This window comes from Streptomyces sp. GDS52 (assembly GCF_052246875.1).
Taxonomy (GTDB): domain Bacteria; phylum Actinomycetota; class Actinomycetes; order Streptomycetales; family Streptomycetaceae; genus Streptomyces; species Streptomyces cathayae.
The window spans coordinates 4,545,540-4,567,486 of record NZ_CM125966.1 but is presented as its reverse complement, the minus strand read 5'-3'; the positions used below and the strand labels follow the sequence as shown (position 1 = coordinate 4,567,486).

The window sequence follows — 21,947 nt, the reverse complement described above, 5'->3', positions numbered from 1 at the left end:
CGCCATTGTCGCCACGCGCCTCACACCCGGCAATCCCCGTCCCGGCCACGTCGGGCATCCCGCTACCGCCGTTCCGGACAGCCTTCCGACCTGCCCGGACAGCCCGGCCCTTGTCCCGGACAGCGCGAACCGTTGCCGGACAAGATCCCGCGGCCCAGGCTCTGTTGATGTCGCCGCAGGCCGGACCCACGGGGGTGGACCGGCCGCGGCGGCCATCGGCTCAGCCGACGATCGGTGAGACGGCGACGCAGCCGGTCACGGAGACCGTGCCCGCGTCGGACTCCTCGGCCAGGGTCCTGCCCTTGTGGAGGATCTTGCAGGAGAGGTCGCCCGAGCCGTCGGCGTCCACGGTCACCGGTCTGACGACGGGTGCCTCGATGCCACGCAGCCTCACCGTCTTCTTCCACGGCAGCGTGGGGTTGTCCACCGTCTCGAACTTCGGGTCGGCCGCGTCCCCGCCCCCTGCGTTGAAGTCGATGGAGTCGACCTTCTCGCCGGTCACCTCATAGGTGACCTCGTACTCTTCGTCGAGCTGCCTGTCGACTTCCTCGACCAGCTCGTCATCGTCCCAGGCCGGTCAGCCGACGTGACGACGTCGTCCCAGGGGACGTTCGACACTTCGGTCCCCGCTGGTTGTTGTCAGCGGCCCCGTTCACCTGGCCGACGAGACACCGGATCCCGGGCAACCGAACCCGCCGAAACCGTGGTCTGGAGGGTGAGGGAGGGTGCTTGATGCAGGTCGAACAAGAGGCCGAGTTCCAGGAGTTCGTCACAGCGCGGTGGTCCCATCTCGTACGGACCGCGTATCTGCTCACGGGCGACGTGCACCACGCCGAAGACCTGACTCAGACGGCGCTGGCCAAGGTGTACCGCTCATGGCGGCGCGTCTCGCGCAGCGACAGGCCGGAGGCGTACGTCCGGCGGATACTGGTCAACTGCAACAGCGACCGGTTCCGCAAGCGGCGGGTCACGGAGACGCTGACCGCGGTGCCGCCGGAGGTGGCCGGGCGCGACGAGGCCGTCTCGTGGGCCGCCGAGCGCAGCGCCCTGCTCGCGGCGCTGGCCGGACTGCCGCCGAAGCAGCGGGCGGTGATCGTCATGCGCTACTGGGAGGACCTGTCCGAGGCCGAGGTCGCCGAGGTGCTCGGCTGCTCGCCCGGCACGGTCAAGAGCCAGGCCTCCAAGGCGCTGGCGAAGTTGCGTACGCATCCGGGGCTCGCGCAGGTCGTGGACGAATCTGTCCGCGGCCGAGTGTCGTCCGGGCAGGGAGGCAGGAAGTGAACGAGGAGCAGAAGCAGCGGGGGACGGGAACCAGCGGGGACTTCGAGGAGCAGCTGCGCGAGCTGCTCGCCGAGGACGCGAACACGATCCGGCCCGCGCCGGTGGCGTATCCGGCGATCCGCCGCCGGGGCACGATCGAGCGGCGGCGCCGGGTGGCGGCGGCCGGGGCGGCCCTGGTGACGCTGGCGGCGATGCCCGTGGGGGCGTACGCGCTGGCCGACGGGGATGCGGGCGGGAACACGGTGGCATCGACACCGCCGGTCAGCGCCCCGCCGCGGACGTCGGCGACGCCGTCCGCGCCGCCGGCGGGGCCCGCGCGGCCGGCCACCAAGGACCAGCTCCTCGACGGGATCACCTTCGGGCAGGCCGTCGACGGGCTGGAGAAGTGCCTCGCATACGACCGGTCGCACGCAGGCGGCCCGTCCGACTTCCGCACGGACCTGGGCTCGGCCGAGGACTACCGGATCATCCTGGCGATGAACAGCACCGGCGACTCCAACGCTTCCGGCGACGGCAGGTACGTCGTCGCGGTGAAGGAGCGACCGAAGCAGACCCGGCTGATCTGCACTGTGAAGGACGGCGAGGCAAGCGGCCTCAACACCAGCGTGGGCTCCGACGATGTGCCGGGCGCCGGCCCCGTGACGGCCGACAGCAACGGTGGCAAGCTCTACCAGCAGTCGGTCCTCGACCGCGGCAACTGGAAGCTTCCGTTCCGATGGGGTGTCATCGGCACGGTCGAGCCGTCAGTGGCCCGGGTGACCGTCTCCTACGGCGGCGCCACCAGCCAGGCCGCCCTGGACCACGGCTGGTTCGTCGCCTCTGACGTCCTGGACCGGCGGGTCACCGTGGCCCCGCGCATCAAGGGTTATGACGCCGACGGCAAGCTGGTCTACGACTCCGACGAGGACGAGAGCTACGAGAAGCGGCTGCCGTAGCGCCACCCGGCCGGGGGCGCCGCACAGGGGACGGCGCCCCCGGATCTCGGTCAGCGGTGCGGCACGGGGGCCTTTCTGGTCGCCGGTGCGGATGTGGCGATCCATACCCGCCGCTTCAAGGCCCAGGGCGCCGGCGCCGGTGAGCAGCTGCGCGACACCGCCGCCGAGGGCCTGGACGAGGTCTGCTTCCGCGACGGCGGCCGCCGCGCCCGCGGCCTGAAGGTGGAGTTCACCGATGTGGGGCACCCGGCGTTCGACCTGGAGCAGCCGACCGGACACCGGGTGTCACGCTCCCGGCTGTGAAGGGGCGTCTCAGTCGGCCGCTGAGCGCTTCGGCCGGCCAGTGTGGTTGTTCGGGCAGGTCGGGCGAGTTCTGTGTCGCTCTCTGCTGCGGTCAGGGAACCGGAGTCGATCACCCGGCATGATCATACGAATGACGCAGGGAAAGAACGCGGGGCGCGCAATCGCTCATCTGGTGGCTGTCTGGCTGGTCGGATGCACCCTGACCTACGTGCAGTTGATGGCGGCGCTCGCCACCCTCTTCACCGGCGGAGCGGCTCCGTTCGCCGCCGTTCTCGTCGGTGTGGCTCTTCTGTCGGTAGTCGTGCTCGCGGGGTTCGGAACCGCCGTCCGCACGCTCGTGCCGCTCATGCGCCGAGCGCGCGGGCTGTGGGCATGGGCAGCCAGCGTCTACGTGCTCGGCACGGTCGGCGCGTTCGGGGCCGCCGTGGTGAACTTCAAGATCAATCACCTGGAGAACGGTCTTCTGCTCTACCCGGCCGGAGGCACCTGCTACGCGCTCGCAGCCGCGCTCTTCCTTCCGGGCACCCGCGTCAGGCTGGGCGCTCTCGGGGCAGCGACCGTCCTCGCCGTCGGCGGGGTGTACGCCACCTGGGCAGCCACGCAGCCCCCCACTCTCGACGAGTGGCTCACCGCCAACGGCGTGGACCACACCCTGCTACGGGTCGGCGACCCGCCACCGGGCTACGCACTGCACGTCCTGGGCGCGAGCGAGGACGGCTTCGGCGCCGAATACGAGCGTCCCCGCTCCACGCGACTGCACCTCGGTGTGAAACGCGTGGGACACGACACCCGGCGCGTCGACGCGCACGGCTGCCCCGTCCCCTTCGGCGAACCGATCCACTGCACGGACGACGGCGGAGGCCGCCGGCTGCTGACCTACGAGGGCGGCTACGAGCGCCAGGAACTGCGTCTGCGCCGCGACGGCCTGGTCCACACCGTGACCGTGGAAGGCTCCCCCACCGATCTGTCCGCAGCCCGGCACATTCTGTCAACGCTCAGGCCGGCGACCGACGCCGAGCTCGCCGGCCTGCTGGAGCGGCCGATGCGGCGCTGAACACCCGAGGGGTGTCGGCGATCGGCAGGACGGCGACGCGGCCGGTCACGGAAACCGTGCCCGCGCCGGACCCCTCGGACAGGGTCTTGCCTTGTCGCTCTCCCCCACCACTCCTCGTCGACTGCTTCCCGCGGAAAGCTTCCGCCCGGCGAACCGGTCCGGGCTTCTCCAGCTGTCCGTAGCCGTGTCACCGGTTGGTGACAGCGTTGTCCTGGAGCGGAGACGTCGGCATCCCTTTGGCCCGTGGCCCCGTCATAGTGATCGAGCGACCACCGGAAGCCGTCACGGCTCCGGACTCAACTACCTGACACTCAGGGGGATTTCATGTCCAGCAACCGTCGCAAGGCTTTACTCCTCTCCGCAGCCGCCGTGTGCGGCACCCTGCTGATGACCGCCTGCGAGGACGGGGCCACTCCCACGCCGGACTCCTCGGCGGCCACCTCGCCCGGTTCCTCCGCAACGGGCGGGGAGAACGGGGAGCCGGGCGGTTCCGGCGCCGACACCGGTGACGGCGGGCGGCAACCGGTCGAGGAGGACAAGGGGCCGGGCGGTTCCGGCGCCGACACGGGCGACGGCACGCGGGTGCCGGTCGAGCAGAGCTGCGGCGCCAACGACATCTCCTGGAGCACCAGGTCCGAGAGCCAGGCCGGCGGCTACATCCTGATCATGGCCAAGGCGAAGTCGGGGATCACCTGCTACCTGCCCGCCGCGCTTCCGACCGTGGCGTTCGGCTCCGACGGCACCCAGGCGGGGCCCGCGGAGCAGACCGTCGGCGAGCAGATCAAGCTGAGCGGCGGCACGACCGCGTATGCCGGGGTGAACCCGAAGACCACCAACGACAACAGTGGCAAGGAACTGGACTCCATCATCGTCGCTGTCGGTGATGACGACCCCAACCCGGTCTCCCTCAAGGTCGGCACCATCACGGTCGACAAGCCGGTGGTCACCAACTGGCACACCGCCCCGGCGGATGCCGTCCCCTTCAGCTGAACGGATCGTGGTGCGCGATCCGTCCCGGGCCCTGTCCGTGAAGTGGCGTCGCCTGTCCGCAGGGCGGGGCTCGCGGTGTCCGGTGCGCTGTGATCGCAAGGCGGAGGGCCGCCCACGTACCGGGCGTACGCGGGCGGCCCGGCAACCCGGGCCACCAGGCCACATGGAGACGGGGCACGGTCGCCTCCGCCACCTGGGGAACGGTTCTGCCTGGCCGAGAGCGCGTGGGAGCCTCCGAGGCTCCTGCGCGAACGACCCGGGCCGCCTGCCCGAGTACGAGGTGTCATCGGCCACAGATGCCTGATCAGACGCGTCGGCCCGCGTGCCTCGTGAGCAAGGTGGTCGGCGGCTGAACCGCCGGGGACGCGGGCGGGCTCGGCCTGGATACTGAGGCCATGGCATCCCTCGTCTTCATGACCCTGCCCGGACTGGTCATCCTGCTGACCGCGCTGGCCTTCGTCGATCAGCTTCTGTTGCATGCGGGCCGGGCCGGCGTCCTTCCGTGGCGGAACGGAGCACGTCAGGGCCAGATATCGGCGACCGGGTTCGAGCAACTGCACGCGACCCTTTCGCCGGGCAAGCAGAACGAACTGAAGGAGCGCCGGTCGGCCCTCCTGATGCGCGACGACGAGGAGGACGGGGCGCCACCGGACCGGACGACGGTGGATCTGGACGGAGGGACCGCGGTCGTCCGGATGCCGTCGGCCGCCCGGTAGGACCTTCGGCAGCGCGGACGAAAACTCCTGTGCGTCGGCTCGCACCCCTCTGCGACCATCCTCGAATGGCGCACAGTCTCGAATCGCTGGTCATCCGGCACACCCACCGCCTCCCCTCCCCCAGGGGTTCCGCAGGTCAAGGAGCCGCCGCCGCGCGGCAGTTCGACGCGGCGCTGACGTCCGTGGGCTTCAAGCTCTCGGCGGAGCTGCTGGAGCGGCTGTCGGGGCTGTCCGAGGCCGCGGTCCTGCACACCGCCCAGCGGACGCTGCGCACCGTGCGCGAGATGGTGGGCGACCACGTCCGGCACAACGCGTACTTCATCGACTTCCCGGCGAACGTGCCGGACACCGAGGAGTTCTGGATGCGGTGCGTGGCGGAGGCGCTCGGCGACGACACCTCGCGCGAGAGCGTGCTGACGCAGCCGGCACACGGGGTGCTGAATCTGCTCAGCCTCCCCGCGTACGGCCGCTACCGGCACACCTACGAGGAGATGCTCGCGGCGCAGGGCGAGCTGATCGCCTCAGCGGGCGACCGGGTGACCGTGCTGCACCTCGGGCGGGGCCTGGACGACGAACTCACGGACCTGTACCTGGCCCTGGCGGGCAGCACGACGCCGCTGGGCGAGGAGCACCTGCGCGACCTCAGGACCCTCGCCGAGTGCTGCGCGCTCGGCCCCCAGCCGGAGTCGATCCCGGTCCGGGAGAACCGGGCGGTCGTCAACGAGGCCCGTCTCGCCGCCGGCACGGACCTCCTGCTGGACACCGTCACCGACGTGCTGCGGCTGGCCTGCGCGCTGTCGGGCGGCGACGTCACGCTGCAGGAGCCGACCCGGTTCCGCACTCTCCCGCGGCCGGCCCGCCGTGCGCTGCTCGCGGGCCTCGACGCCGTGGTCGCGGCGAACCCCGCCAAGCTGGCCGACGTGCACGCGCACCGCGAGCCCTTCAAGCGGCTCGGCGAGCGTCTCCACCCGCACGAGTACCCGCGCTGGCCGCACGCCGCCGAGGTGTTCGCCGTGGCGCGGGGCGAGAGGGAGGCGCGCTCCTTCGACAGCCGTGTCGAGGAACTGCTCGGCGCGTCCGACGTCCCCGGTGCGGTGCGGCTGCTGGAGTCCGCTCCCGGCAAGCTGTTCCGCGCCCTGGACCTCCTGCTGCGCGGCGCCGCCGACCAGGACGAGCGGGACGCGGTGGTGGCCGCCGCGGCGCGGGTCGCCCCCGAGGTCTCCGGCCGGGTCGTGCTCTCGGTCCGCGAGCACTTCCAGAACCGGGAGCGGGCGACCGGCGCGCCCCGGCTCTTCGTCAACCGTCGTGGCCGCGGCTGGGCCGCCCCCGACACCCGGCCGCCGGTCCCCGCCGCCGACCGCGACCGGCTGACCGCCGCCCTCGACGCCGAGCTGCGCCGCAGGCTCCCCGCACCGGGCCGGCTGCTGCTCGACCCCGACGTCCTCGGCGTGGCGCTCCCGCTCAGCGGCCGGGCGACCGCGGCCGGGCTCGGCGTACTGCCGCGAGGTTCCCTCTCGGCGGTCGACGGCGAACGGCTGCGCTTCTTCGTGTACTGGAAGCAGACCGAACACCGGACCGACTACGACCTCTCGGCGCTGCTCCTCGACGCGGACTACACCACCCGCTCCTGGCTCTCCTACACCTCCCTCAGGGGCGGCGGGGGCAGGCACTCGGGCGACGTCACCCAGGCACCCGACGGGGCCTCGGAGTTCATCGACCTGACCCTGCGCCGGGTACGCGGCGCGTTCATCGTTCCGCAGGTCAACATCTACGACGGCGAGGGCTTCGAGGAGGTCGAGGAGTCGTTCTTCGGTTTCATGCTGCGCGACGGTGAACAGAAGGGCCGGCCGTTCGAGCCGCGCACGGTGCGCATGAAGTCGGACCTCCGCGGGGCGGGCCGGGTGGCGCTGCCGCTGATGTTCCGGCGCGAGGACGGCGGCCGGTGGCGCGCGAAGTGGCTGCACCTGTACCTGGAGGGCGTCTCGTCGGCCAACCGGGTCGAGCAGAACCAGGTGTCGGTGTCCAAACTGGTGCGCGCCGTCGCGGAGCGCGAGCACCTGACGGTGCGGTACCTGGTCGACCTGATGTCCGACGGCACCACCACGGCCGTGGACCTGTGGGACGGCGGGCCGGTCCCGGACGAGCCCGTGACGTACATCGGTCTCGAACGCCCCGAGGGACTGCACCCGGACTCCCGGGTCATCACCCTCGAAAACCTGCGCGACGTGATCCCGGGCTGAGTGCTAGCGTTGCCCACGGCGAGGCCATGAAGGGGCTTCCTTCTCAACTCCTTTCCTGAAAAAGCCCTTTCGCTCTCCTTGCCCTCCACGTCGACATCGCCTCGGGCGGTGCCCGCGCTCACCGCGCGGGCACCGCCCGAGCCGTTTTCGGGCCCTGTCCCAGGGGGCAGGTGAGCGCTTCCGCCAGGAGGGTGGCGGTTTCGGCGATCAGTGGGTTGTCGGGGGAGGCGTCGGGCTCGTGTTTCGTCGTGAGGACCGCCATGACGAGGGGTGAGCGGCGGCCCGGGGGCCAGGTGATGCCCACGTCGTGGTTGGCCCCGTACATCCCGCCCCCCGTCTTGTCGGCGACGGTCCAGTCGGAGGGCAGGCCGGCTCGCAGTCTCGCGCCGCCCGTGGTGTTGGCGAGCAGCCAGCCGGTGAGCCGTTCGCGGTCGCCGGCCGCGAGTGCGGTGCCGAGGACCAGACGGGCGTAGGTCCCCGCGATGGCGCTCGGGGTGGTGGTGTCCGTCCTGCGCCACGGTTCGGCGGAGTTCAGTTCGGGCTCCCAGCGGTCGAGCCGCGTCGTCCCGTCCCCGACGGAGCGGCAGAACCGGGTGATCGCGGTGGGTCCTCCCAGCTCCCTGAGCAGGAGGTTTCCCGCGGCGTTGTCGCTGTAGCAGATCGTGGCGGCGCACAGTTCCGCAACCGTCATGCCGTCGGCGAGGTTCTCCGGCTCACCGGTGATCGGCGCGTAGCCGGAGTCCGTGACGTCCTTCCCGGTGTACCGGACGCGCCTGGCCAGGAACTCCCCGTCACGGTCGAGGTCACGCAGCACGGCCGCGACGGCCAGCGTCTTGAAGAGCGAACAGACGGGGAAACGCTCGTGCGCGCGGTACCGCACCGTCCGGCCGGTGGCGACGTCGCGGGCGTAGACCCCCAGCCGGGCGGAATGCCGCTGTTCGAGATCCCTCAGCCGACGCACGACCTCGCTGCTGCCCGCGGGGGTCGACGCGTGGGCGTTTCCGCTCGTAGGTAAGGCGATGGCCAGTGCTGCTCCGGCTCCCAGGGCGAGCACGGTGCGCCGGGACGAGGGCTTCCCCGCGATATCCATGACCATCTTCTCCTTCGGTCAGGGTTTCCACTGCCGAGAACGTCCGCCCGGATCACCTGGTTCCGTCCGAGGGAAGAGGCGCCCTCGGGCCGAGGAGGAGATCGCCAGGGCTCCGGCGGAGAAAATCCGTACCGTCCCGGCCGGAGAGGGCGGAGACTTTCCGCATGGCCGACATGGGGGCGTTCCGGGAAGCAGTCGTCGCGTGGGACGCCGGTGGGCCGGGCGAGCCCGCGCGTGAGCTGGCGGCGCGGTTGCCCGTCCGGGCGGTCGTCCTGCTCGAAGGGCCGAGCGACGCCGCGGCCGTCGACGCACTGGCCGAGCGGCGCGGGCGGGACCTGGAGGGCGAAGGGGTGTGCGTGCTGCCGATGGGCGGTGCGATGAGCGTCGGGCGCTTCGCCCGGCTTCTCGGGCCGCCACCCGGCCTGGGCCTGCGCCTCACGGGACTGTGCGACGTGCGGGAACGTCGCTTCTACGCCCGTGCCCTGACCGGGGAGACGGGGACCGCCGGGGAGGTGGGGGCCGGGGCGGCACAGCCGCAGCGGTTCTTCGTCTGCGCGGCGGACCTGGAGGACGAGCTGATCCGCGCGCTGGGTGCGGCACATGTGGAGGAACTCGTCCGGGCCGAGGGCGACCTGCGCGCCCTGCAGACCTTCCTGCGCCAGCCCGCACAGCAGGGCCGCACCCCGCAACAGCAGCTGCGGCGCTTCCTCGGCACGAAGAAGGGGCGCAAGATCCGCTACGGTCGCGTCCTCGTCGAGGCCCTCGAACCCGACCGCGTACCCGCCCCGCTCGACGCCTTGCTCGACGCCCTGCTCACCGACCCGCTCGCCGGTCCCTCGACTCATCCGCCGGCCTGACTTCGGCCCGGGGCGGTGTGGGGCCGTGGGGAGGGCTGTCCGCTCGGTCACCTCGATGGCAGGAGCGCCAACGCCTCCTTCGCGTTGTGTTCGGCGATCCCGCGCATCGCCGCCCGGTGCGGGAAGTCGCCGTCGAGGAGGCGCAGAGGGCCGGCCACCAGGGAGAGACGCATGGCGAGCATGTAGAGGTCGAGCCGTGCCGGATCGAGGCCGGGGCGGGACAAGGCCGGGTACTGCTCACCGAAGCGGAGCTGAAGGAAGACGTGCTCCCACTCGACGTCGAAGAACATCAGCCCCTCGATGTCGATCAGGACCGGACGCCCGGAGGCGTCGACCAGGACGTGGTCGGGACCGAGTTCGCCGTGGATCAGTCCGTGGCTCGTCCGAGGCGGGACGACTGCGGCCAGCTCCTGGAGGCGGTCGTGCAGAGGACTCGCGGCTGAACCGATCTTGGGGTCCCGTTCCGCCGCGTCCGCCAGATCCTCGAGGGCCCGCTCGAGAACCAGCTGCTCGCACGAAACACCGCTCGCCCTGTCGCCCCGCTCGAGCACGTCCACCCTGCCGTACCGCCGACTGTGCTGCCGGTGCATCACGTCGAGCATGGCGGCCAGCTCGCCCAGGGCAGCCGCCGCACGGGCGGGGTCCGCCGCCAGAAGCGCTTCGAGGGTGCCACCGGCCACGTCCTCGACCACCGCGACGTCCGCCGGGTACCGCCGGCGGCTGTCGTCGGCCAGGAGCACCTCGGGAACCCGGACCCCGAGGCGGTCCAGCCTCCGCTGAGCGGCGAGGAAGGGGACCAGCCCGGAGGCGGGAGCGAACGGGTGGGCCGCGTCGGCGCCTTCCGAACCTGGCCAGAAGTTCTCGGACTCGGCCCAGCTGTAGACGATCACACTCACCGCACGCGGCCCGTCGCCCCGGACCCGGTAGACCCCCTTCTTGCTCCCACCCCGCAACCGGTCCACCCCGACCACACGGAACCCGGACCCCAGCGCCTCGCGCACGATCTGGAGCACAGGGGCGCCGAGTCCGGACTCGGTGGCGATGGCCACGGAGATGTCAGTGGCCTGTACGCCGCTGCGGTTCACCCTTCGCTCGCCGGTGTCGTTGGCGAAGCGGAGGAAATCGGGCTGGTTGCCGACCAGAAGTCAGATCGGACGTTTGGAGCCGGAAGCTCCCGCTTCGAGTAGTCCGGGCCGTTCGGACTACTGGCCGGCGAAGCAATCTCGGACTTCTCCACGCAAGGGGTAGTAACGCCGATATGGGCCTGACCGTTGGACCCGACCAGGGCTTGCAGTTGGAAGCCGTCCTGCGTTTTGAAGTTGACAGCAAATCCGTTCTCACTTGCCGCAACGAAACTGTAACCACTGTCCTTCCAGTGGCCTTCCAAAACACCTAGAAAGCTGCCGCGTCGCTCTTCCGAAATCATCGTCATGACGGAACGCTCGCGATCCACATAGCAATCACCCGGCATGGAGTAAGCGTGCGTCCACTGAACGGGGGGATTTATGGCCGCCAACGTCTCATCCAGAATGCTGTCCGCTCTGTCAGCGGCCTCCTGCATGTTCATCCGCGTCTCCCGCTTCTTGGCAGAGGATCCAGAACCGGCCGACCCACATCCGGCAAGCATCAGAACCAGCGCCGCGGCTGCCCAACGGGAACTCTGCCTCGCGGCGTTAGCACGCATCACGCTTGGAGCGGGGTTGACGGTATTCCCCTGCACATGCCAGCGCAGGGGGATGGAGACGGATTTCCTGAGTCATCATCAGCCCGCAGGCACTGTTGGTGATGCTGCAGAGATTGACGTGGTTGACGACCAGAAGTCAGAGTGGACGTTGGGACGAGGAATGGGGTGATCGTAGTCGGGACCGTTGGCTGGAGTTGCGGGATCGTCAACCTCGGACGGCTTAACACATGGGGAATCAACCTCGAAGGCGACCTGCCCTGCGCCACCGACTGCAAGGGAGATGCCGAACCCGTCAGACGATTGAGCGAAAATAGCCGGGAATTCCCCACTCTTGTTTACAGACTTGATCATGTACCCGCTCTTCTCCCAGAAACGCTGCACGACTCCAAGAAAGTCCCCTCGACGCTCCTTGGAGATGATGGTCATCACCATACGCGAGCGAGAAACATCGCAACTACCTTCAGAAGTCCCGCTATGAGTCCATATAACTTCAGGCTTGATTGCGCTCAAAGTCGCATCAAGCATCGAATCTGCACGCTCACCAGCCTGCTGCATGGTGATATCCATAACCGCCCTATGACTTTCTTCTGGAGCTTGTTTTGCAGCGTTAGAGGCTACGTCGCAGCCGACCAGCGTGATGACACCTGATGCAACGATCAGAGGCGCTCTCCGCGACTTCTTCATCGAGGTCGCTCCAACTGGATACCACTAGAATTTCCCGAAATTATCAAAGCAATATTTTTGATGACCCCTCACCCTTCTTCGGGTTGAAGTAATTTGAGTGAGCAGGTGTCGGCCCTTGCCCGTCGATGAAGGGCCTCGGTCAGCCATCCACCCGGAAGCGACGAGCATCGAACTCTTTGCCCGCCAGGTCGGTTCCGAGTCAGATCTCATTTGGGCCAGCATGAGTATTCTGTGCCTCGCGCCCGGCGCCCCCTACCCACAAAAGCTCCCGCAGGCCCCTCCCCATTCCGCCGCCTAGGACGAAGCCGGCAAATTCTCCACCTGCGATCCCCGTGAAGATCCGACGTCATCGGCGAAGCATGGCGAGGTCACACTGATGGACGCCACCCCTTCGCCCTTTCCCGGTCGACGAATCCGGTGAGCGCGGTCATCAAACTTCACCTGGGACTGCCTCACGGAGTTCTTCCAGTCACGATCCTCGCCATGTGGGTCAGGGAGTCACCGAAATGAGTGTCGCCCTGCGCCTTGTTTGTACATCAGAAGCGTTCGATCTCTTGGCCGTCCGGGATCTTGTAGCAGCCGGATACGACATCCAGGCTCAACTTCGGTGGATCGTTCTTCGACATTTTGATGATTCTCGTACTGACCTTTTTCTCGTCATTGTCTGCGGTCATTCTGATGTTCTTGTTCTTACTGGTGTCTGGCCCATAGTCGACGATTTTCCATCCGCGTTTCGGCAACTCTTCCTTGAGGCGCTCCATGGCTACGTCAAGGTCGCTCGCCGAGGCTGGATAGAAGCTCCAGGGATGGAGGATCTGGAAGTATTTTCCTGTGTCCTTCCCTGAGCACCCCATGACCGTCGAATAGCTTTCGGACGCCCTTCCCTTGACTCCGATCAAATCGTAGATACCACTGGACACCCTTTCGGTCGCATCGGCGGCATCGGATGATGTACTTGTGCCGGAAAACGGAACGCTGTCGGAGTTGCCTTCAGTCATGCTGCATCCAGTAAGAGTGACGAGGAGAACGGCAGCGGCAAGCGCGAGGGCGCTCGGTCGAATATTCATTATCGGCTCCTACCTGGAATGCGCCCATGGGTCGGGCGGCGGCTTCAGCGCCACTTCGTCGCCCTTCCCGACAACGATCAGGGCTTGATTCAACAGGCTCTCGGTGTCCGGCTTCCAGTAATCACTGTGGCCTTCGGTGTCCGTGGCCACCTGATTGGCGCCGAACTCGGGGTCGCTGGGGATGATGAAACCGTCCCCACCGTGACCCCAGCGGCCAACGTCCGGAACCACGTCTCCGTCGGCCTCCTGGTTCCATACGTTTCCCTTGGGGACGTCCATCTCCTCTGCACTGGACACTTTGACGCCTGGACTTCCCGCAAAGATCACTTCATCGGTGTTGAGGTGCCCCGTCTGGGCTGCCGCGCCGACGAGAGTCGTGCCGTACGAGTGGGCGATCACGGTGGTGTGACCCGGCGAATCACCGGAACGCGATGCGTCAAGTCCATCCATGAAACTGCGGAACGCTGGGGCGCCGTCGTATGCATAGTGTTCGAAGGGCGCGTCTTTAAAGACGTCGTCAGGCGCGTCATAACCGAGCCAGGTGATTGTAGAAGCAGATTTTCCGTCGGCTTCGTTATTGGCTGCGTGCCAGACGTTCACCATCCGGCTAATGTTTCCCTCGATTCCCCCCAAGTCCGACTCCGTGCCCGGCACATAGACAGCCGTGTGATCTGCGGTGTCAGGGTTTCCGTTGGCGATGATCGCGCGGCCGTCTTTTTCCGCGTTGAATCCCAACAGGTACGCCTCCGGCAGCCCTCTCCTACCGGTCGCGTCGAAGCGGTTCTGGATGGCCTGCATGCCTTTGAGGGATCTGTCGAGCTGGTCGTACCGGTCGCCGTACTTGTTGTTCCACTGCATCCACTCATCGGTACGCACCTTGGACGGGTAGCCCCCGACCGTGACCCAGGTCCATTCGTTGGCGGTTGGCGCCGGAATCGAGTTCAGCTCCATCTGCATTCTGCCCCGCGTCGTGTCGAACACGATGCGGTTGGCCTCGTCCCGGACCATGGAGGGCAGCCCATCGAGCCCGCCTACGGTGCCGGGTCGCGCGGAGACCCACGCGGCCTGCTCCTCTGCACTGAGCGCCTTCCACCACTCCGCGTTCTCCTTCGGACTGCCGTCCTTGGGTGGCTGTGGCAGTGAGTCGAGGTACTGCTTGCCGGCCTCGGTCACGCCCTTGGTGTCCGAGGACGTGTCGGCCCAGTCCGCATCGGAGACGGTGAGGTCGTCGTCCGCCCTCAAGGCCCGCAGCTTCGGTGCCCACTTCTTGTCGGCTTCCGTCGCTTCCTTGAGGGCGGTGGCGATCAGGTCGGCGCAGTCCTGGGCGAGGCGGTGGTGGGGGTTGGGGTCGAAGTTGGCTGCCTGGCGGCCGACGGCGGAGGCCGTGCCGTCCGTCAGGCCGCTCACCGTGCCACCGCCAGGGATCTTGCCGTCCTCGCCCTTTTCGCCGCCGGGCGGGTAGGTGACCGATCCGTTGCTGTTCACGGTGAGGTTCGCCGCCCGGGCGCTCTCCAGGGCCGCGTCGAGCTTCCTCCTGGCCGCTTCCATCTCGTACGAGAAGGCTTCGAGAGCAGTACCGATGAGTCCGCACTGCGCTTGGATGTAGTGGAAGTTCTGGCTCAGCTTCCCCAGCTGCTTGACCGCCGCGGTGGCGGCCTCGCCCTTCAGATGGTTCCGCATGGCCACGGCGATCTGGTTGTCGATGCGGTCCTTGGCCGTGCTCGCCATGTCGGAGGTGCTGCGATAGCCGTCGGCCGCTTCGGAGTACTCGGCCGGCTTGAGGGCCTTGAGTGTGGCGAGGTCCATGACGTCCGGTTACCGCCCCTTGTCCTGGCCGCCGACAGCAGGCGTGTCCGCGTACGCCACCTCAAGCCTGGCGATCTCCGCCTCGACCGACTCGTCCGTCTGGCGCTGGTCGTTGCCCGCCTTCACCAGCAGGCTCGAGAGTTTTCCGCAGCGCCCGCTGACGTTCTTGACGTAGATCTCCCAGGAGGCGTGGACATCCTTCTGGGCGGCGGCGGCCAGGCAGCCGGCGTCGCTGCCGAGTCCCGACTGGCCGTCCTTCAGCTTCGCCGTCGCCTTGCCGATGTCCTCACGCAGCGAGCCGATGTCCGTACCAGCCTTTGTCCAGGCCGACTTGCTCGAAATGAGAGTGCCCGCCCTTCCACCGGGGTCGGCCGGTGACTGGTCGAGCTGTATCTGCGCGGACTGCCGCTCGGCCGCTGCGGTCTTGAGCTGCTCCCATTCGTCCCACGCCATGCGTGGTTCCTCCCGTTTCCCGTCACTCGCTGCCGAGCGGATGTGGATGTGCGTCCGCAACGCAGTGGTTGTGGTCGGGAGAACGGTAACGGCCCGTCAGCATGCGTCTCATCCGCATCGGGCACCACTGTGTCTGAGTAGCTGTACTCAGTTGGGACCAGGCCCTTGACCGGGCCGGATGGCGCTGCCCGGAGCCTCCGGAGGAGTGGGCGGAGGCACCGTGAACCCCGCTGTCGGGTGGGGGAACTGGCCTGGGACGGGGGCGGGTGCCGGGAGTGGGGCTGCCGGTGTCCGGCGCCTGCGGAGGACGGTGGTGCCCGCGATGGCCGCTGCGAGGAGTGCGGCCGCACCGATGCCCAGCGTTGTCCAGAGGGCGCCGTCGTCCGTGGACGCCGCGGAGGCCGCTGCGGCGGTGTCGTCGTCCTTGGCCGGAGCGCCCGCGTCGGAGGTGCCGGAAGCTTGGGGGGAGGGTGACTTCGGCTCGGCGGCTGCGAGGTCGGGGAGCGGGTAAACGTCGGCGGGGCCCGGGTCGCCGGGGTTCTGCAGGGCGACGCGGGGACGGACGATGCCGTAGCCGATGGAGTCGTTGCGCTTGGCACCGTCGGTGGGGCCACCGACGGTGTTGAGCATGACGCGCAGGACCTGGTTGTTGGTCCAGTCCGGATGCACCGACCAGATCAAAGCAGCGCTGGCCGAGGCGAGGGCGGTGGCGTCACTGGTGCCGTGGGTCCGGCACAGCCCGGTCTCGCTCCCGCAGGCGGCCACTATGTCCTCTCCCGGGGCGGCCATGTCGACCTGCGGACCGTACTCGGACTCGGCGGTCCTGCGCAGGTCCTTACCCACCGCTGCCACACCGACCACGCCCGGAGTGGCAGCGGGGTACATCACCTCGTTGGCCTTGTCACCGTCGTTCCCGACACCGGCGAAAACCAAGGATCCCTTGTCAAGTGCGTACTTGACCGCTGCGGTGAGCTGTGGCGAACCTTCTGTGACTCCCTGGGAGATGTTGATGACCTTTGCGCCTGTATCAGCGGCGTAGCGGATCGCTGGTGCAACCGCCTTGTTGAAGAGCGCCTCTGTATCTGCCTGGTTGGATCCCTCATCCGCCTTGGGCAGCCTGATCGGGAGAATCTTCGCGCCGGGGGCGAGTCCGAAGGCACCGTTGCCGCCGCCGTACGCGCCGGTCCCCGCGATCAGGCCGGCCATACCCGTGCCATGGCCCGTGTAGTCGGTGTGCTCGTCGCCCGGTTGGTCCTGCGCAAGGTCCTTGCCGGGGAGGACACGTCCCTTCAGGTCGGGATTGTTCGGGTCGACGCCACTGTCGATGACGGCGACCGTGACACCCTCGCCGGTGCTGGTCTGCCACATCTGCTCGGCTTTCATCGCGTCCAGGAACCACTGCTTCTCACGCGTCGACTCCGCGTGGGCCGTCGTGCCTGCGGCGGTGACCAGCAGCAAGCCGAGGACCGCCGAAGTCGCCGCACGGCGGCCCTTGTGCCGAGTGCTGCTGGTGCGCATGAACTTCGCTCTCTTTCGTTCCTGGACACATCAGTCGATGACCGGCGGTACGGCACGGCGTCCGCCCTGCCGCTGGGTCTCCTCGTCCTCCGCCGCGCCGTTCGGTCGTCTGCGGCTGCTGCCCCTGTTCGGCGAAGGCGCCAGCCGGGAGGCACGAGTTCCGCCGACACCACGACCACCGCTCTGGGGCATCGAGTTGGACGTGCCACCCACGATGCCGCGGCCCGCCGTGCCCGAACCCGCTGTGGCACCTGGGCTGCCAGGGCCGGACATCACCGCCCCCGCACGCCCCGGCTGCTGCGGGAAGCCGCTGACGGCACCGTCATGGGGCAACGGACGGCCGCCGACGACGCCTCGGTTCGAGCTCCCGGGACGTTGGCCGGGAACCTGGCTCTGCTGCCCCATCGCACGGCCGACCGGACTCGTCGGTCCTGTGGTCGGACCCACCGGGCCACGTGGTGCGGCCGCGCCCTCCCCGCCCACGACCACACCGCGCGGGATGGCCCCCGTGGGCCTGCCCGCGGGGGGTGTGATGGAACGGCCGCCGACGATACCGCTGCTGCCGTCAGCACCTGGCGGCATGCGCACGGGATTCGACACGGCCCCCTGTCCGGGCAGGAAGGGGGCACGGCCGACTCCTGGTGTTCTCCCCGGCCCTGCCTGGTTGTTGACGGGAGCGCTTCCGCCTCTGCCGAACGCGGAAGGGACCAAGTCGGCCTGCGGAGTCGTACCGCCCTTCACCTGCTCCGGGCCGGGCAAGCCGCCTGCCGCAGTTGTCGGAGACGGTTGGCTGTGTGGCAGCGTGGCCACGGAGTCGATGCCCATCCGCGTGGGCTGCCCCACGTCCTCCGGTGCGTGGTGCGCGGATGACGTCACACCCGAGGACTGCCGCAGGCCAGAGGCATCAGCGAAGCTCCCCTGGTCGTGCGCGGCATATGCGGAGGTGGCAGCCCCGGGCGCGGCGCCCGCTACCGCGGAACCACCGGAACCACCGGAACCACCGGAACCACCGGAACCACCGGAACGAGTCTCAGCCATGCCGCCGTAGAACTCGACATTGTCCTTCGGCACGAACGCCTTGGGCGGTGGCGGGAACTTCGGCCGCTCCAGCGCGTTCAGCTGTGTGGCCGACCACGTATACGTCTGTCCCAGCTTCCGCATCTGCGCCGCTGCCTGCTGACGCACCTTCTCCTTGTTCGCCGCCAGCGCCTCGAGTTCGCTCGCGGACTTGGCGCCCACCGCCGCGGCGTCCGGGTCGTTGCGTGCCGCCCGCGCCGCGTCCAGGTTCGCCTGCGCGCTTTCGGCGTCACGGGGGATGGCCACCTGCGCCTGGGCGATCGCTCCGGACGTCTCCGCCAGCCACTTCGCCGCGTCCTCGCTGAAGTCGCCCAGCCGCAGGGTGGAGTTGGCCAGATCACCGCTCCAGGTGCGGAAGGCGTCCGCGCCCTTGCCCTTCCATTCCACCCACTGCGGGCGGACCTTCAGCTCCTCGGCGATCTTGCGGATCTCCTCCGCCGCTGCCACCAGCCGGTCGGCGGCGGCCTGCACCGTCCCCGCGTTCGCCTGATCCAGCCATGCCAGCATCTGCTCATGGCTCATGTCCTCGAAGGCCGTTCCGCCTCCGGGTTTCCTGCCTGCCATCAGATCGACCCTCCGGCGTCGTCGCCCACCGGTGTCCGGCCGCCGCCGCTCGGGTCCTGCTGGGGGAGGCCGGGATCGTAACTGCCGCCGTAGTGCTTCGTGGTCTCCGCGCTGATCGCCGCCATGCGGTCACGGACGTCCAGGTCGATGTTCTGGTAGCCCTTGTGCGAGGCCAGCACGGCGATGTTCATGCCCTCCATGGAGTCCGACAGCAGCTTCGAGAGCGTCTCCAGTTCGCCGATCACCGTCTCGTACGCGGTGAACAGCCCGGCCGCCTCCGCCCACGCCCCGTCCCCGCCGCCGAACTGGTGGCGTGCGAGCTGCTCCTGGCCCACCTCGCCCGGGCCTGCCGCCGAGCCCTTCAGGTCGCGGATGAGGTCGTCGACGCGCTTGCGGAACGCCGTGAACGACGACAGCTCGGCGGCCATGTCGGCCTGTGCGGAAAGCGCCCCCGCCGCCGGACCGAACGGGGCCGACGCCCATGACGACAGACCCGGACCCGAACCGTCCTCGCTCGGCAACACAGTGCCCTCCCCGTACCTCTTGAACAACCGGACATCCCACAGCCGCACCAGGAACTCTAACCACCGGCAGTGACAATCCACAGCCGTCTCGTCGCGGAGAGCTACCGGGGTCGGGCTGCGCAGGGATCGCTCGGCCCGTCGCCGGGGCCTGGCGGCTCTTCGAGCATGAGTCCATCCAACACCAAAGCGTGATCAGCCGTATGAGTGTTCGTACTCAGACGGCTTCTCGAACGGTGTGCCCGAGTTTCTCGTACAGGTTCACAGGCTCCTGCCGGCTAGCCGTGGGCGCCTTCGACGGCTTCCCCCGCGGGGCCGCTCTCGCCCGGTCCACTGTCCTCGGGGCCGAGGGAGTGGTCCTCCCAGCGGTGCGCCCGCCACCCCTCGCCGGGGGTGCCGGAGAGGATGACGGCGCCGGTGTTCCGCAGCGCGTGGGCGGCGGCGAAGTCGACGTCGACGTTCTCCGCCCGGGCCGCCACCCACATGCGGATCGCGGCGCCGTGACTGATCATGGCCACGGTCTCGGCCCCGGTGGCCGCGGCCTCCGCCACGACGGCGTCGTACCGCCCCAGGGCCTCCACCCCGTTCTCACCGCCCGGCATCCGGAGCCCGGTGTTCCCCGCCGACCAGGCGAAGGCCGTGGTCAGGTAGGTCTCGGCGGCCTCGGCGTCCCCTCGCATCTCCAGGTCGCCGGCGGACAGCTCCCGGATACCGTCGCGCACCACGACCTCCAGTCCCGTCCGGGTGGCCAGCGGTGCCGCGGTGAGCTGGGTGCGCAGCAGGGTGGAGGCGTAGAGGACGTCGATCCTCTCCTTCGCCAGCGCGCCCGGGAGGGCGGCCGCCTGCTCCTGGCCCAGCGGGGTCAGCCCGGGGCCGGGCTCTGCCGTGTCCAGCAGGTGCTTGAGGTTGGAGGGGGTCTGACCATGGCGTATGAGCAGGAGTCGCATGTCCGGGTCTGTCTCCGTGAAGGCCGGGAGGGAGGTGGCCCTCCACTCTCCCACTCCTCTTGTTCCCGTGTCGGGTCGCCGTCTGCGGACCGGCTGGCCATGCTGGTGCTGGGAGCGGCCTGCTTCCCGGCGGCCTTCCCGGCCACTTCCCAGTGACCTCCCAGCGACAAGGAGCACGGCATGTCCACGGACCCGGTCGGACGATTCCTGACGGCTCTGGACCCGGAGCACCGGGAGGCCGTCAGCGCCAAACCGCGCGAGGAGCAGGAACAGCTCGCGGCGGCCTGGGAGCGGGAGCTGGAGAGCGACACCGAACTCGACTCCCTCGACGAGCTGTCCCCGGCGGCGGCGGAGGCCGAGGCGGCCCGCCGCGTCCTGAACGGCAGGACGGGCTGATCCCGACGGCGCCCCTCGCGCCGGACACCGGCACTCCGGGGATGTCACACATCCCCGGAGTGCCGGCAGGGGGCGCCCGGCCGTCTGTCACGCAGTGGGCCCGCAGCCGTCGTCGCCGCCCTGTGCCGTTTCGGCGGTGTGGCGAGCGGCTCCGTCCGTCACTCCGCCGGGGACAGTTCCGCTCGGCCGAAGAGGAGGGCGTAGCCCGGGGGCAGCTGGTCCAGGAGGCGGGTGACCAGGGCATCCCCGACCAGGCGCGGCAGGACGCTCAGGACCGAGCTGACGTCCCAGCGGGCCGTGGCCGGGGTCGCGCCCTCGATGCGGGTGGCCACCGAGTCGACGAACTCCGCCGCCGTCAGGGGGCGGGTCGCCGGGATCTGGGAGGCGATCACCCTGGCCGCCTCTTCGGGCAGAGCGCGGGCCAGGTCGACGCGTTCCTCGCCGACGACGTGGCCGCCGAGGGCGGACAGGACGATGCGGGTGACGCTCTCCGCCTCCGCTCTCGTCGGGTACTGACCCGTCTCTCGTACCGCGTCCACCAGTTCGCGCCAGCCGTCGTCCCGGCCCTCGTCGCGGCGGGTGCGGCGGTCGCGGTTCGGGGCGGGGATCACCACCCCTTCCGTACGCGGTGTCACGGGCTTGTGCGGCGTCAGCGTGGTCATGGTCGTGACTCCTCTCCTTCTCAGGGCTTCGACTGCCCCCGGATCAGACAGGCATGGGTCGCGTCCCGCGGAAACCGGAATCCGGAAACCGAAAGCCGGAATCCGCGGGACGCGCTTGGTGCGTGCTGTCAGCCGCCGATCTGCTTGCGGCGGTCGCCGCCGGTGATCTGGATGCGGCGCGGCTTGGCCTGTTCGGCCACCGGGATGCGCAGGGTCAGGACGCCTGCTTCGTAGGACGCGTCGATGTGTTCGGTGTCCAGGGTCTCGCCGAGGAAGAGCTGGCGGGTGAAGGAGCCCGTGGGACGTTCGGCGACCAGCAGCTCCGCTTCCTCGGGGGCCGGGGAACGGCGTTCGGCGCGCACGTTGAGGACGTTGCGCTCGACGTCCAGTTCGATCGTCTCGGGGTCGATGCCGGGGAGGTCGAAGTGGACGATGAAGTCGTCCCCTGCCCGGTAGGCCTCCATCGGCATCACCGAGGGACGGCCGGTGGAACCGAGGACCTGCTGCGCGAGTCGGTCGAATTCACGGAAGGGGTCCGTACGCATGAGCATCACAGCTCACTCCTTTCATCCATGGTCCAGGTGCGATGCCCTACGCCTTCTTATATAACTCGCGGGAGGAAAGTTGACAAGCTGAGACTCAAGTACCGGTTCCGGCATCCACGGCCCCCTCACGGTCTCGGCCCGCCCCGGGCGCGGGACGGCCGGTCCGGGAGTTAGCCTCGAAGTCCTGGAGGGCGCCCTTCGGGCGCAGTCGCAGAAGGCAGGACAGGACATGGCGAAGGTTCCCGGCTCGGTACTGGCCGCGAGCGGACTGGTCGGCGGGTACGGCGTGGCCCGCTGGACACGGAAGCGGGAGCTGGGCGGGGTCGTGCTCGCCGTCGCCGGGGCCGCCGCCGCGCGGCAGTGGCGGGAGCGGGCCGGAGGGACGGCCGCGGGGGCGCTGTCGGCCGCGTACGTCGCCGCCTTCGCCGGGTCGCATCCCCTGGCGAAGAAGGTGGGCGCCTGGCCGGCGGTGTTCGGGGCGGCGGGGGCCGTGGCGCTCGCCTCGTGGGCGGTCGCCGACCGGCGGGGCTGAGTCCGCCGGGCACCCCGGGCACCAC

Annotated in this window: 24 protein-coding genes; 10 read left to right on the top strand and 14 right to left on the bottom strand. The window is 69.2% G+C overall.

Annotated features, from left to right (window positions below; genetic code table 11):
• Positions 1 to 220: 220 nt before the first annotated feature.
• Positions 221 to 556: an MmpS family transport accessory protein gene (locus ACTWJ9_RS20925; RefSeq protein ID WP_443295906.1), complete on the bottom strand. Its 336-nt coding sequence runs from the start codon at positions 554 to 556 to the stop codon at positions 221 to 223.
• A 176-nt stretch (positions 557 to 732) separates the two neighbouring features.
• Here ACTWJ9_RS20925 and ACTWJ9_RS20920 point away from each other — a divergent pair, with 176 nt between their 5' ends.
• The 7 genes from ACTWJ9_RS20920 to ACTWJ9_RS20890 all read left to right on the top strand — a co-directional run bounded on the left by ACTWJ9_RS20920 (position 733) and on the right by ACTWJ9_RS20890 (position 7,519).
• Positions 733 to 1,281 (top strand): SigE family RNA polymerase sigma factor, encoded by a 549-nt coding sequence (locus tag ACTWJ9_RS20920; protein ID WP_388702383.1) that lies wholly within the window; start codon positions 733 to 735, stop codon positions 1,279 to 1,281.
• Positions 1,278 to 2,216 carry a hypothetical protein gene (locus tag ACTWJ9_RS20915; protein ID WP_443294581.1) on the top strand — a complete coding sequence of 313 codons (939 nt, stop codon included), beginning with the start codon at positions 1,278 to 1,280 and terminating at the stop codon, positions 2,214 to 2,216. The genes ACTWJ9_RS20920 and ACTWJ9_RS20915 overlap by 4 nt, the downstream gene beginning before the upstream one ends.
• Positions 2,217 to 2,309: 93 nt before the next feature.
• Positions 2,310 to 2,519, top strand: a complete 210-nt coding sequence (locus tag ACTWJ9_RS20910) for a hypothetical protein (protein WP_279335766.1) — start codon at positions 2,310 to 2,312, stop codon at positions 2,517 to 2,519.
• A 130-nt stretch (positions 2,520 to 2,649) separates the two neighbouring features.
• Entirely contained in the window at positions 2,650 to 3,573 is a 924-nt protein-coding gene (locus ACTWJ9_RS20905) for a hypothetical protein (RefSeq protein ID WP_443294580.1), read from the top strand.
• A 324-nt stretch (positions 3,574 to 3,897) separates the two neighbouring features.
• The gene (locus tag ACTWJ9_RS20900) at positions 3,898 to 4,563 is read left to right on the top strand and encodes a DUF4232 domain-containing protein (protein WP_443294579.1); all 666 of its coding nucleotides are present in this window, start codon (positions 3,898 to 3,900) and stop codon (positions 4,561 to 4,563) included.
• A 395-nt stretch (positions 4,564 to 4,958) separates the two neighbouring features.
• On the top strand, positions 4,959 to 5,279 hold the full coding sequence (locus tag ACTWJ9_RS20895; RefSeq protein ID WP_279335763.1) for a DUF6191 domain-containing protein: 321 nt from the start codon (positions 4,959 to 4,961) through the stop codon (positions 5,277 to 5,279).
• Positions 5,280 to 5,344: 65 nt separating this feature from the next.
• Positions 5,345 to 7,519, top strand: coding sequence for a hypothetical protein (locus ACTWJ9_RS20890; RefSeq protein WP_443294578.1), 2,175 nt, complete (start codon positions 5,345 to 5,347; stop codon positions 7,517 to 7,519).
• 118 nt (positions 7,520 to 7,637) lie between these two features.
• Here the strand turns inward: ACTWJ9_RS20890 and bla are convergent, their stop codons facing one another.
• Complete coding sequence (gene bla, locus ACTWJ9_RS20885; RefSeq protein ID WP_443294577.1) at positions 7,638 to 8,609, bottom strand: class A beta-lactamase; 972 nt, start codon at positions 8,607 to 8,609, stop codon at positions 7,638 to 7,640.
• 164 nt (positions 8,610 to 8,773) lie between these two features.
• Between bla and ACTWJ9_RS20880 the strand changes: the two genes are divergently transcribed.
• Positions 8,774 to 9,466 carry a TOPRIM nucleotidyl transferase/hydrolase domain-containing protein gene (locus tag ACTWJ9_RS20880; RefSeq protein WP_443294576.1) on the top strand — a complete coding sequence of 231 codons (693 nt, stop codon included), beginning with the start codon at positions 8,774 to 8,776 and terminating at the stop codon, positions 9,464 to 9,466.
• A 47-nt stretch (positions 9,467 to 9,513) separates the two neighbouring features.
• Here the strand turns inward: ACTWJ9_RS20880 and ACTWJ9_RS20875 are convergent, their stop codons facing one another.
• The 10 genes from ACTWJ9_RS20875 to ACTWJ9_RS20830 form a co-directional block, all read right to left on the bottom strand.
• Positions 9,514 to 10,509 (bottom strand): phosphotransferase, encoded by a 996-nt coding sequence (locus ACTWJ9_RS20875; protein ID WP_443295905.1) that lies wholly within the window; start codon positions 10,507 to 10,509, stop codon positions 9,514 to 9,516.
• Between the two features lie 38 nt (positions 10,510 to 10,547).
• Positions 10,548 to 11,033: a hypothetical protein gene (locus ACTWJ9_RS20870; protein ID WP_279335758.1), complete on the bottom strand. Its 486-nt coding sequence runs from the start codon at positions 11,031 to 11,033 to the stop codon at positions 10,548 to 10,550.
• Between the two features lie 195 nt (positions 11,034 to 11,228).
• On the bottom strand, positions 11,229 to 11,834 hold the full coding sequence (locus ACTWJ9_RS20865) for a hypothetical protein (protein ID WP_279335757.1): 606 nt from the start codon (positions 11,832 to 11,834) through the stop codon (positions 11,229 to 11,231).
• Positions 11,835 to 12,370: 536 nt separating this feature from the next.
• On the bottom strand, positions 12,371 to 12,832 hold the full coding sequence (locus ACTWJ9_RS20860; protein WP_443294575.1) for a hypothetical protein: 462 nt from the start codon (positions 12,830 to 12,832) through the stop codon (positions 12,371 to 12,373).
• 78 nt (positions 12,833 to 12,910) lie between these two features.
• Complete coding sequence (locus ACTWJ9_RS20855) at positions 12,911 to 14,707, bottom strand: alpha/beta hydrolase (protein WP_443294574.1); 1,797 nt, start codon at positions 14,705 to 14,707, stop codon at positions 12,911 to 12,913.
• Between the two features lie 9 nt (positions 14,708 to 14,716).
• Entirely contained in the window at positions 14,717 to 15,160 is a 444-nt protein-coding gene (locus ACTWJ9_RS20850) for a hypothetical protein (RefSeq protein ID WP_443294573.1), read from the bottom strand.
• A gap of 147 nt (positions 15,161 to 15,307) precedes the next feature.
• Positions 15,308 to 16,678, bottom strand: coding sequence for a type VII secretion-associated serine protease mycosin (gene mycP, locus ACTWJ9_RS20845; RefSeq protein WP_443294572.1), 1,371 nt, complete (start codon positions 16,676 to 16,678; stop codon positions 15,308 to 15,310).
• Positions 16,679 to 16,708: 30 nt separating this feature from the next.
• The gene (locus tag ACTWJ9_RS20840) at positions 16,709 to 18,319 is read right to left on the bottom strand and encodes a translation initiation factor IF-2 (protein WP_443294571.1); all 1,611 of its coding nucleotides are present in this window, start codon (positions 18,317 to 18,319) and stop codon (positions 16,709 to 16,711) included.
• Positions 18,319 to 18,747: a hypothetical protein gene (locus ACTWJ9_RS20835; RefSeq protein WP_279335751.1), complete on the bottom strand. Its 429-nt coding sequence runs from the start codon at positions 18,745 to 18,747 to the stop codon at positions 18,319 to 18,321. Before ACTWJ9_RS20835 ends, ACTWJ9_RS20840 begins: the two co-directional genes overlap by 1 nt.
• A 371-nt stretch (positions 18,748 to 19,118) precedes the next feature.
• The gene (locus ACTWJ9_RS20830; protein WP_387038480.1) at positions 19,119 to 19,787 is read right to left on the bottom strand and encodes a histidine phosphatase family protein; all 669 of its coding nucleotides are present in this window, start codon (positions 19,785 to 19,787) and stop codon (positions 19,119 to 19,121) included.
• Between the two features lie 180 nt (positions 19,788 to 19,967).
• Between ACTWJ9_RS20830 and ACTWJ9_RS20825 the strand changes: the two genes are divergently transcribed.
• A complete protein-coding gene (locus ACTWJ9_RS20825; RefSeq protein ID WP_443294570.1) occupies positions 19,968 to 20,183 on the top strand; it encodes a hypothetical protein in 216 nt (71 codons plus the stop codon).
• Between the two features lie 158 nt (positions 20,184 to 20,341).
• Here ACTWJ9_RS20825 and ACTWJ9_RS20820 read toward each other — a convergent pair whose 3' ends face one another.
• Positions 20,342 to 20,845 (bottom strand): DUF2267 domain-containing protein, encoded by a 504-nt coding sequence (locus tag ACTWJ9_RS20820; protein ID WP_279335748.1) that lies wholly within the window; start codon positions 20,843 to 20,845, stop codon positions 20,342 to 20,344.
• A gap of 128 nt (positions 20,846 to 20,973) precedes the next feature.
• On the bottom strand, positions 20,974 to 21,396 hold the full coding sequence (locus ACTWJ9_RS20815) for an Hsp20/alpha crystallin family protein (RefSeq protein WP_279335747.1): 423 nt from the start codon (positions 21,394 to 21,396) through the stop codon (positions 20,974 to 20,976).
• A gap of 223 nt (positions 21,397 to 21,619) precedes the next feature.
• On the opposite strand from ACTWJ9_RS20815, the gene ACTWJ9_RS20810 reads away from it, so the two are divergent.
• On the top strand, positions 21,620 to 21,922 hold the full coding sequence (locus ACTWJ9_RS20810) for a hypothetical protein (RefSeq protein WP_109378376.1): 303 nt from the start codon (positions 21,620 to 21,622) through the stop codon (positions 21,920 to 21,922).
• Positions 21,923 to 21,947 lie beyond the last annotated feature (25 nt).

Excerpts from the sequence above, each read along its gene's own strand:
- ACTWJ9_RS20920 (WP_388702383.1), top strand. The coding sequence starts at position 733 with ATGCAGGTCGAACAAGAGGCCGAGTTCCAGGAGTTCGTCACAGCGCGG.
- ACTWJ9_RS20905 (WP_443294580.1), top strand. The coding sequence starts at position 2,650 with ATGACGCAGGGAAAGAACGCGGGGCGCGCAATCGCTCATCTGGTGGCT.
- ACTWJ9_RS20900 (WP_443294579.1), top strand. The coding sequence starts at position 3,898 with ATGTCCAGCAACCGTCGCAAGGCTTTACTCCTCTCCGCAGCCGCCGTG.
- ACTWJ9_RS20895 (WP_279335763.1), top strand. The coding sequence starts at position 4,959 with ATGGCATCCCTCGTCTTCATGACCCTGCCCGGACTGGTCATCCTGCTG.
- ACTWJ9_RS20890 (WP_443294578.1), top strand. The coding sequence starts at position 5,345 with ATGGCGCACAGTCTCGAATCGCTGGTCATCCGGCACACCCACCGCCTC.
- bla (WP_443294577.1), bottom strand. The coding sequence starts at position 8,609 with ATGGATATCGCGGGGAAGCCCTCGTCCCGGCGCACCGTGCTCGCCCTG.
- ACTWJ9_RS20880 (WP_443294576.1), top strand. The coding sequence starts at position 8,774 with ATGGCCGACATGGGGGCGTTCCGGGAAGCAGTCGTCGCGTGGGACGCC.
- ACTWJ9_RS20870 (WP_279335758.1), bottom strand. The coding sequence starts at position 11,033 with ATGAACATGCAGGAGGCCGCTGACAGAGCGGACAGCATTCTGGATGAG.
- ACTWJ9_RS20865 (WP_279335757.1), bottom strand. The coding sequence starts at position 11,834 with ATGAAGAAGTCGCGGAGAGCGCCTCTGATCGTTGCATCAGGTGTCATC.
- ACTWJ9_RS20860 (WP_443294575.1), bottom strand. The coding sequence starts at position 12,832 with ATGACTGAAGGCAACTCCGACAGCGTTCCGTTTTCCGGCACAAGTACA.
- ACTWJ9_RS20855 (WP_443294574.1), bottom strand. The coding sequence starts at position 14,707 with ATGGACCTCGCCACACTCAAGGCCCTCAAGCCGGCCGAGTACTCCGAA.
- ACTWJ9_RS20850 (WP_443294573.1), bottom strand. The coding sequence starts at position 15,160 with ATGGCGTGGGACGAATGGGAGCAGCTCAAGACCGCAGCGGCCGAGCGG.
- mycP (WP_443294572.1), bottom strand. The coding sequence starts at position 16,678 with ATGCGCACCAGCAGCACTCGGCACAAGGGCCGCCGTGCGGCGACTTCG.
- ACTWJ9_RS20840 (WP_443294571.1), bottom strand. The coding sequence starts at position 18,319 with ATGGCAGGCAGGAAACCCGGAGGCGGAACGGCCTTCGAGGACATGAGC.
- ACTWJ9_RS20835 (WP_279335751.1), bottom strand. The coding sequence starts at position 18,747 with ATGGCCGCCGAGCTGTCGTCGTTCACGGCGTTCCGCAAGCGCGTCGAC.
- ACTWJ9_RS20830 (WP_387038480.1), bottom strand. The coding sequence starts at position 19,787 with ATGCGACTCCTGCTCATACGCCATGGTCAGACCCCCTCCAACCTCAAG.
- ACTWJ9_RS20825 (WP_443294570.1), top strand. The coding sequence starts at position 19,968 with ATGTCCACGGACCCGGTCGGACGATTCCTGACGGCTCTGGACCCGGAG.
- ACTWJ9_RS20820 (WP_279335748.1), bottom strand. The coding sequence starts at position 20,845 with ATGACCACGCTGACGCCGCACAAGCCCGTGACACCGCGTACGGAAGGG.
- ACTWJ9_RS20815 (WP_279335747.1), bottom strand. The coding sequence starts at position 21,396 with ATGCTCATGCGTACGGACCCCTTCCGTGAATTCGACCGACTCGCGCAG.
- ACTWJ9_RS20810 (WP_109378376.1), top strand. The coding sequence starts at position 21,620 with ATGGCGAAGGTTCCCGGCTCGGTACTGGCCGCGAGCGGACTGGTCGGC.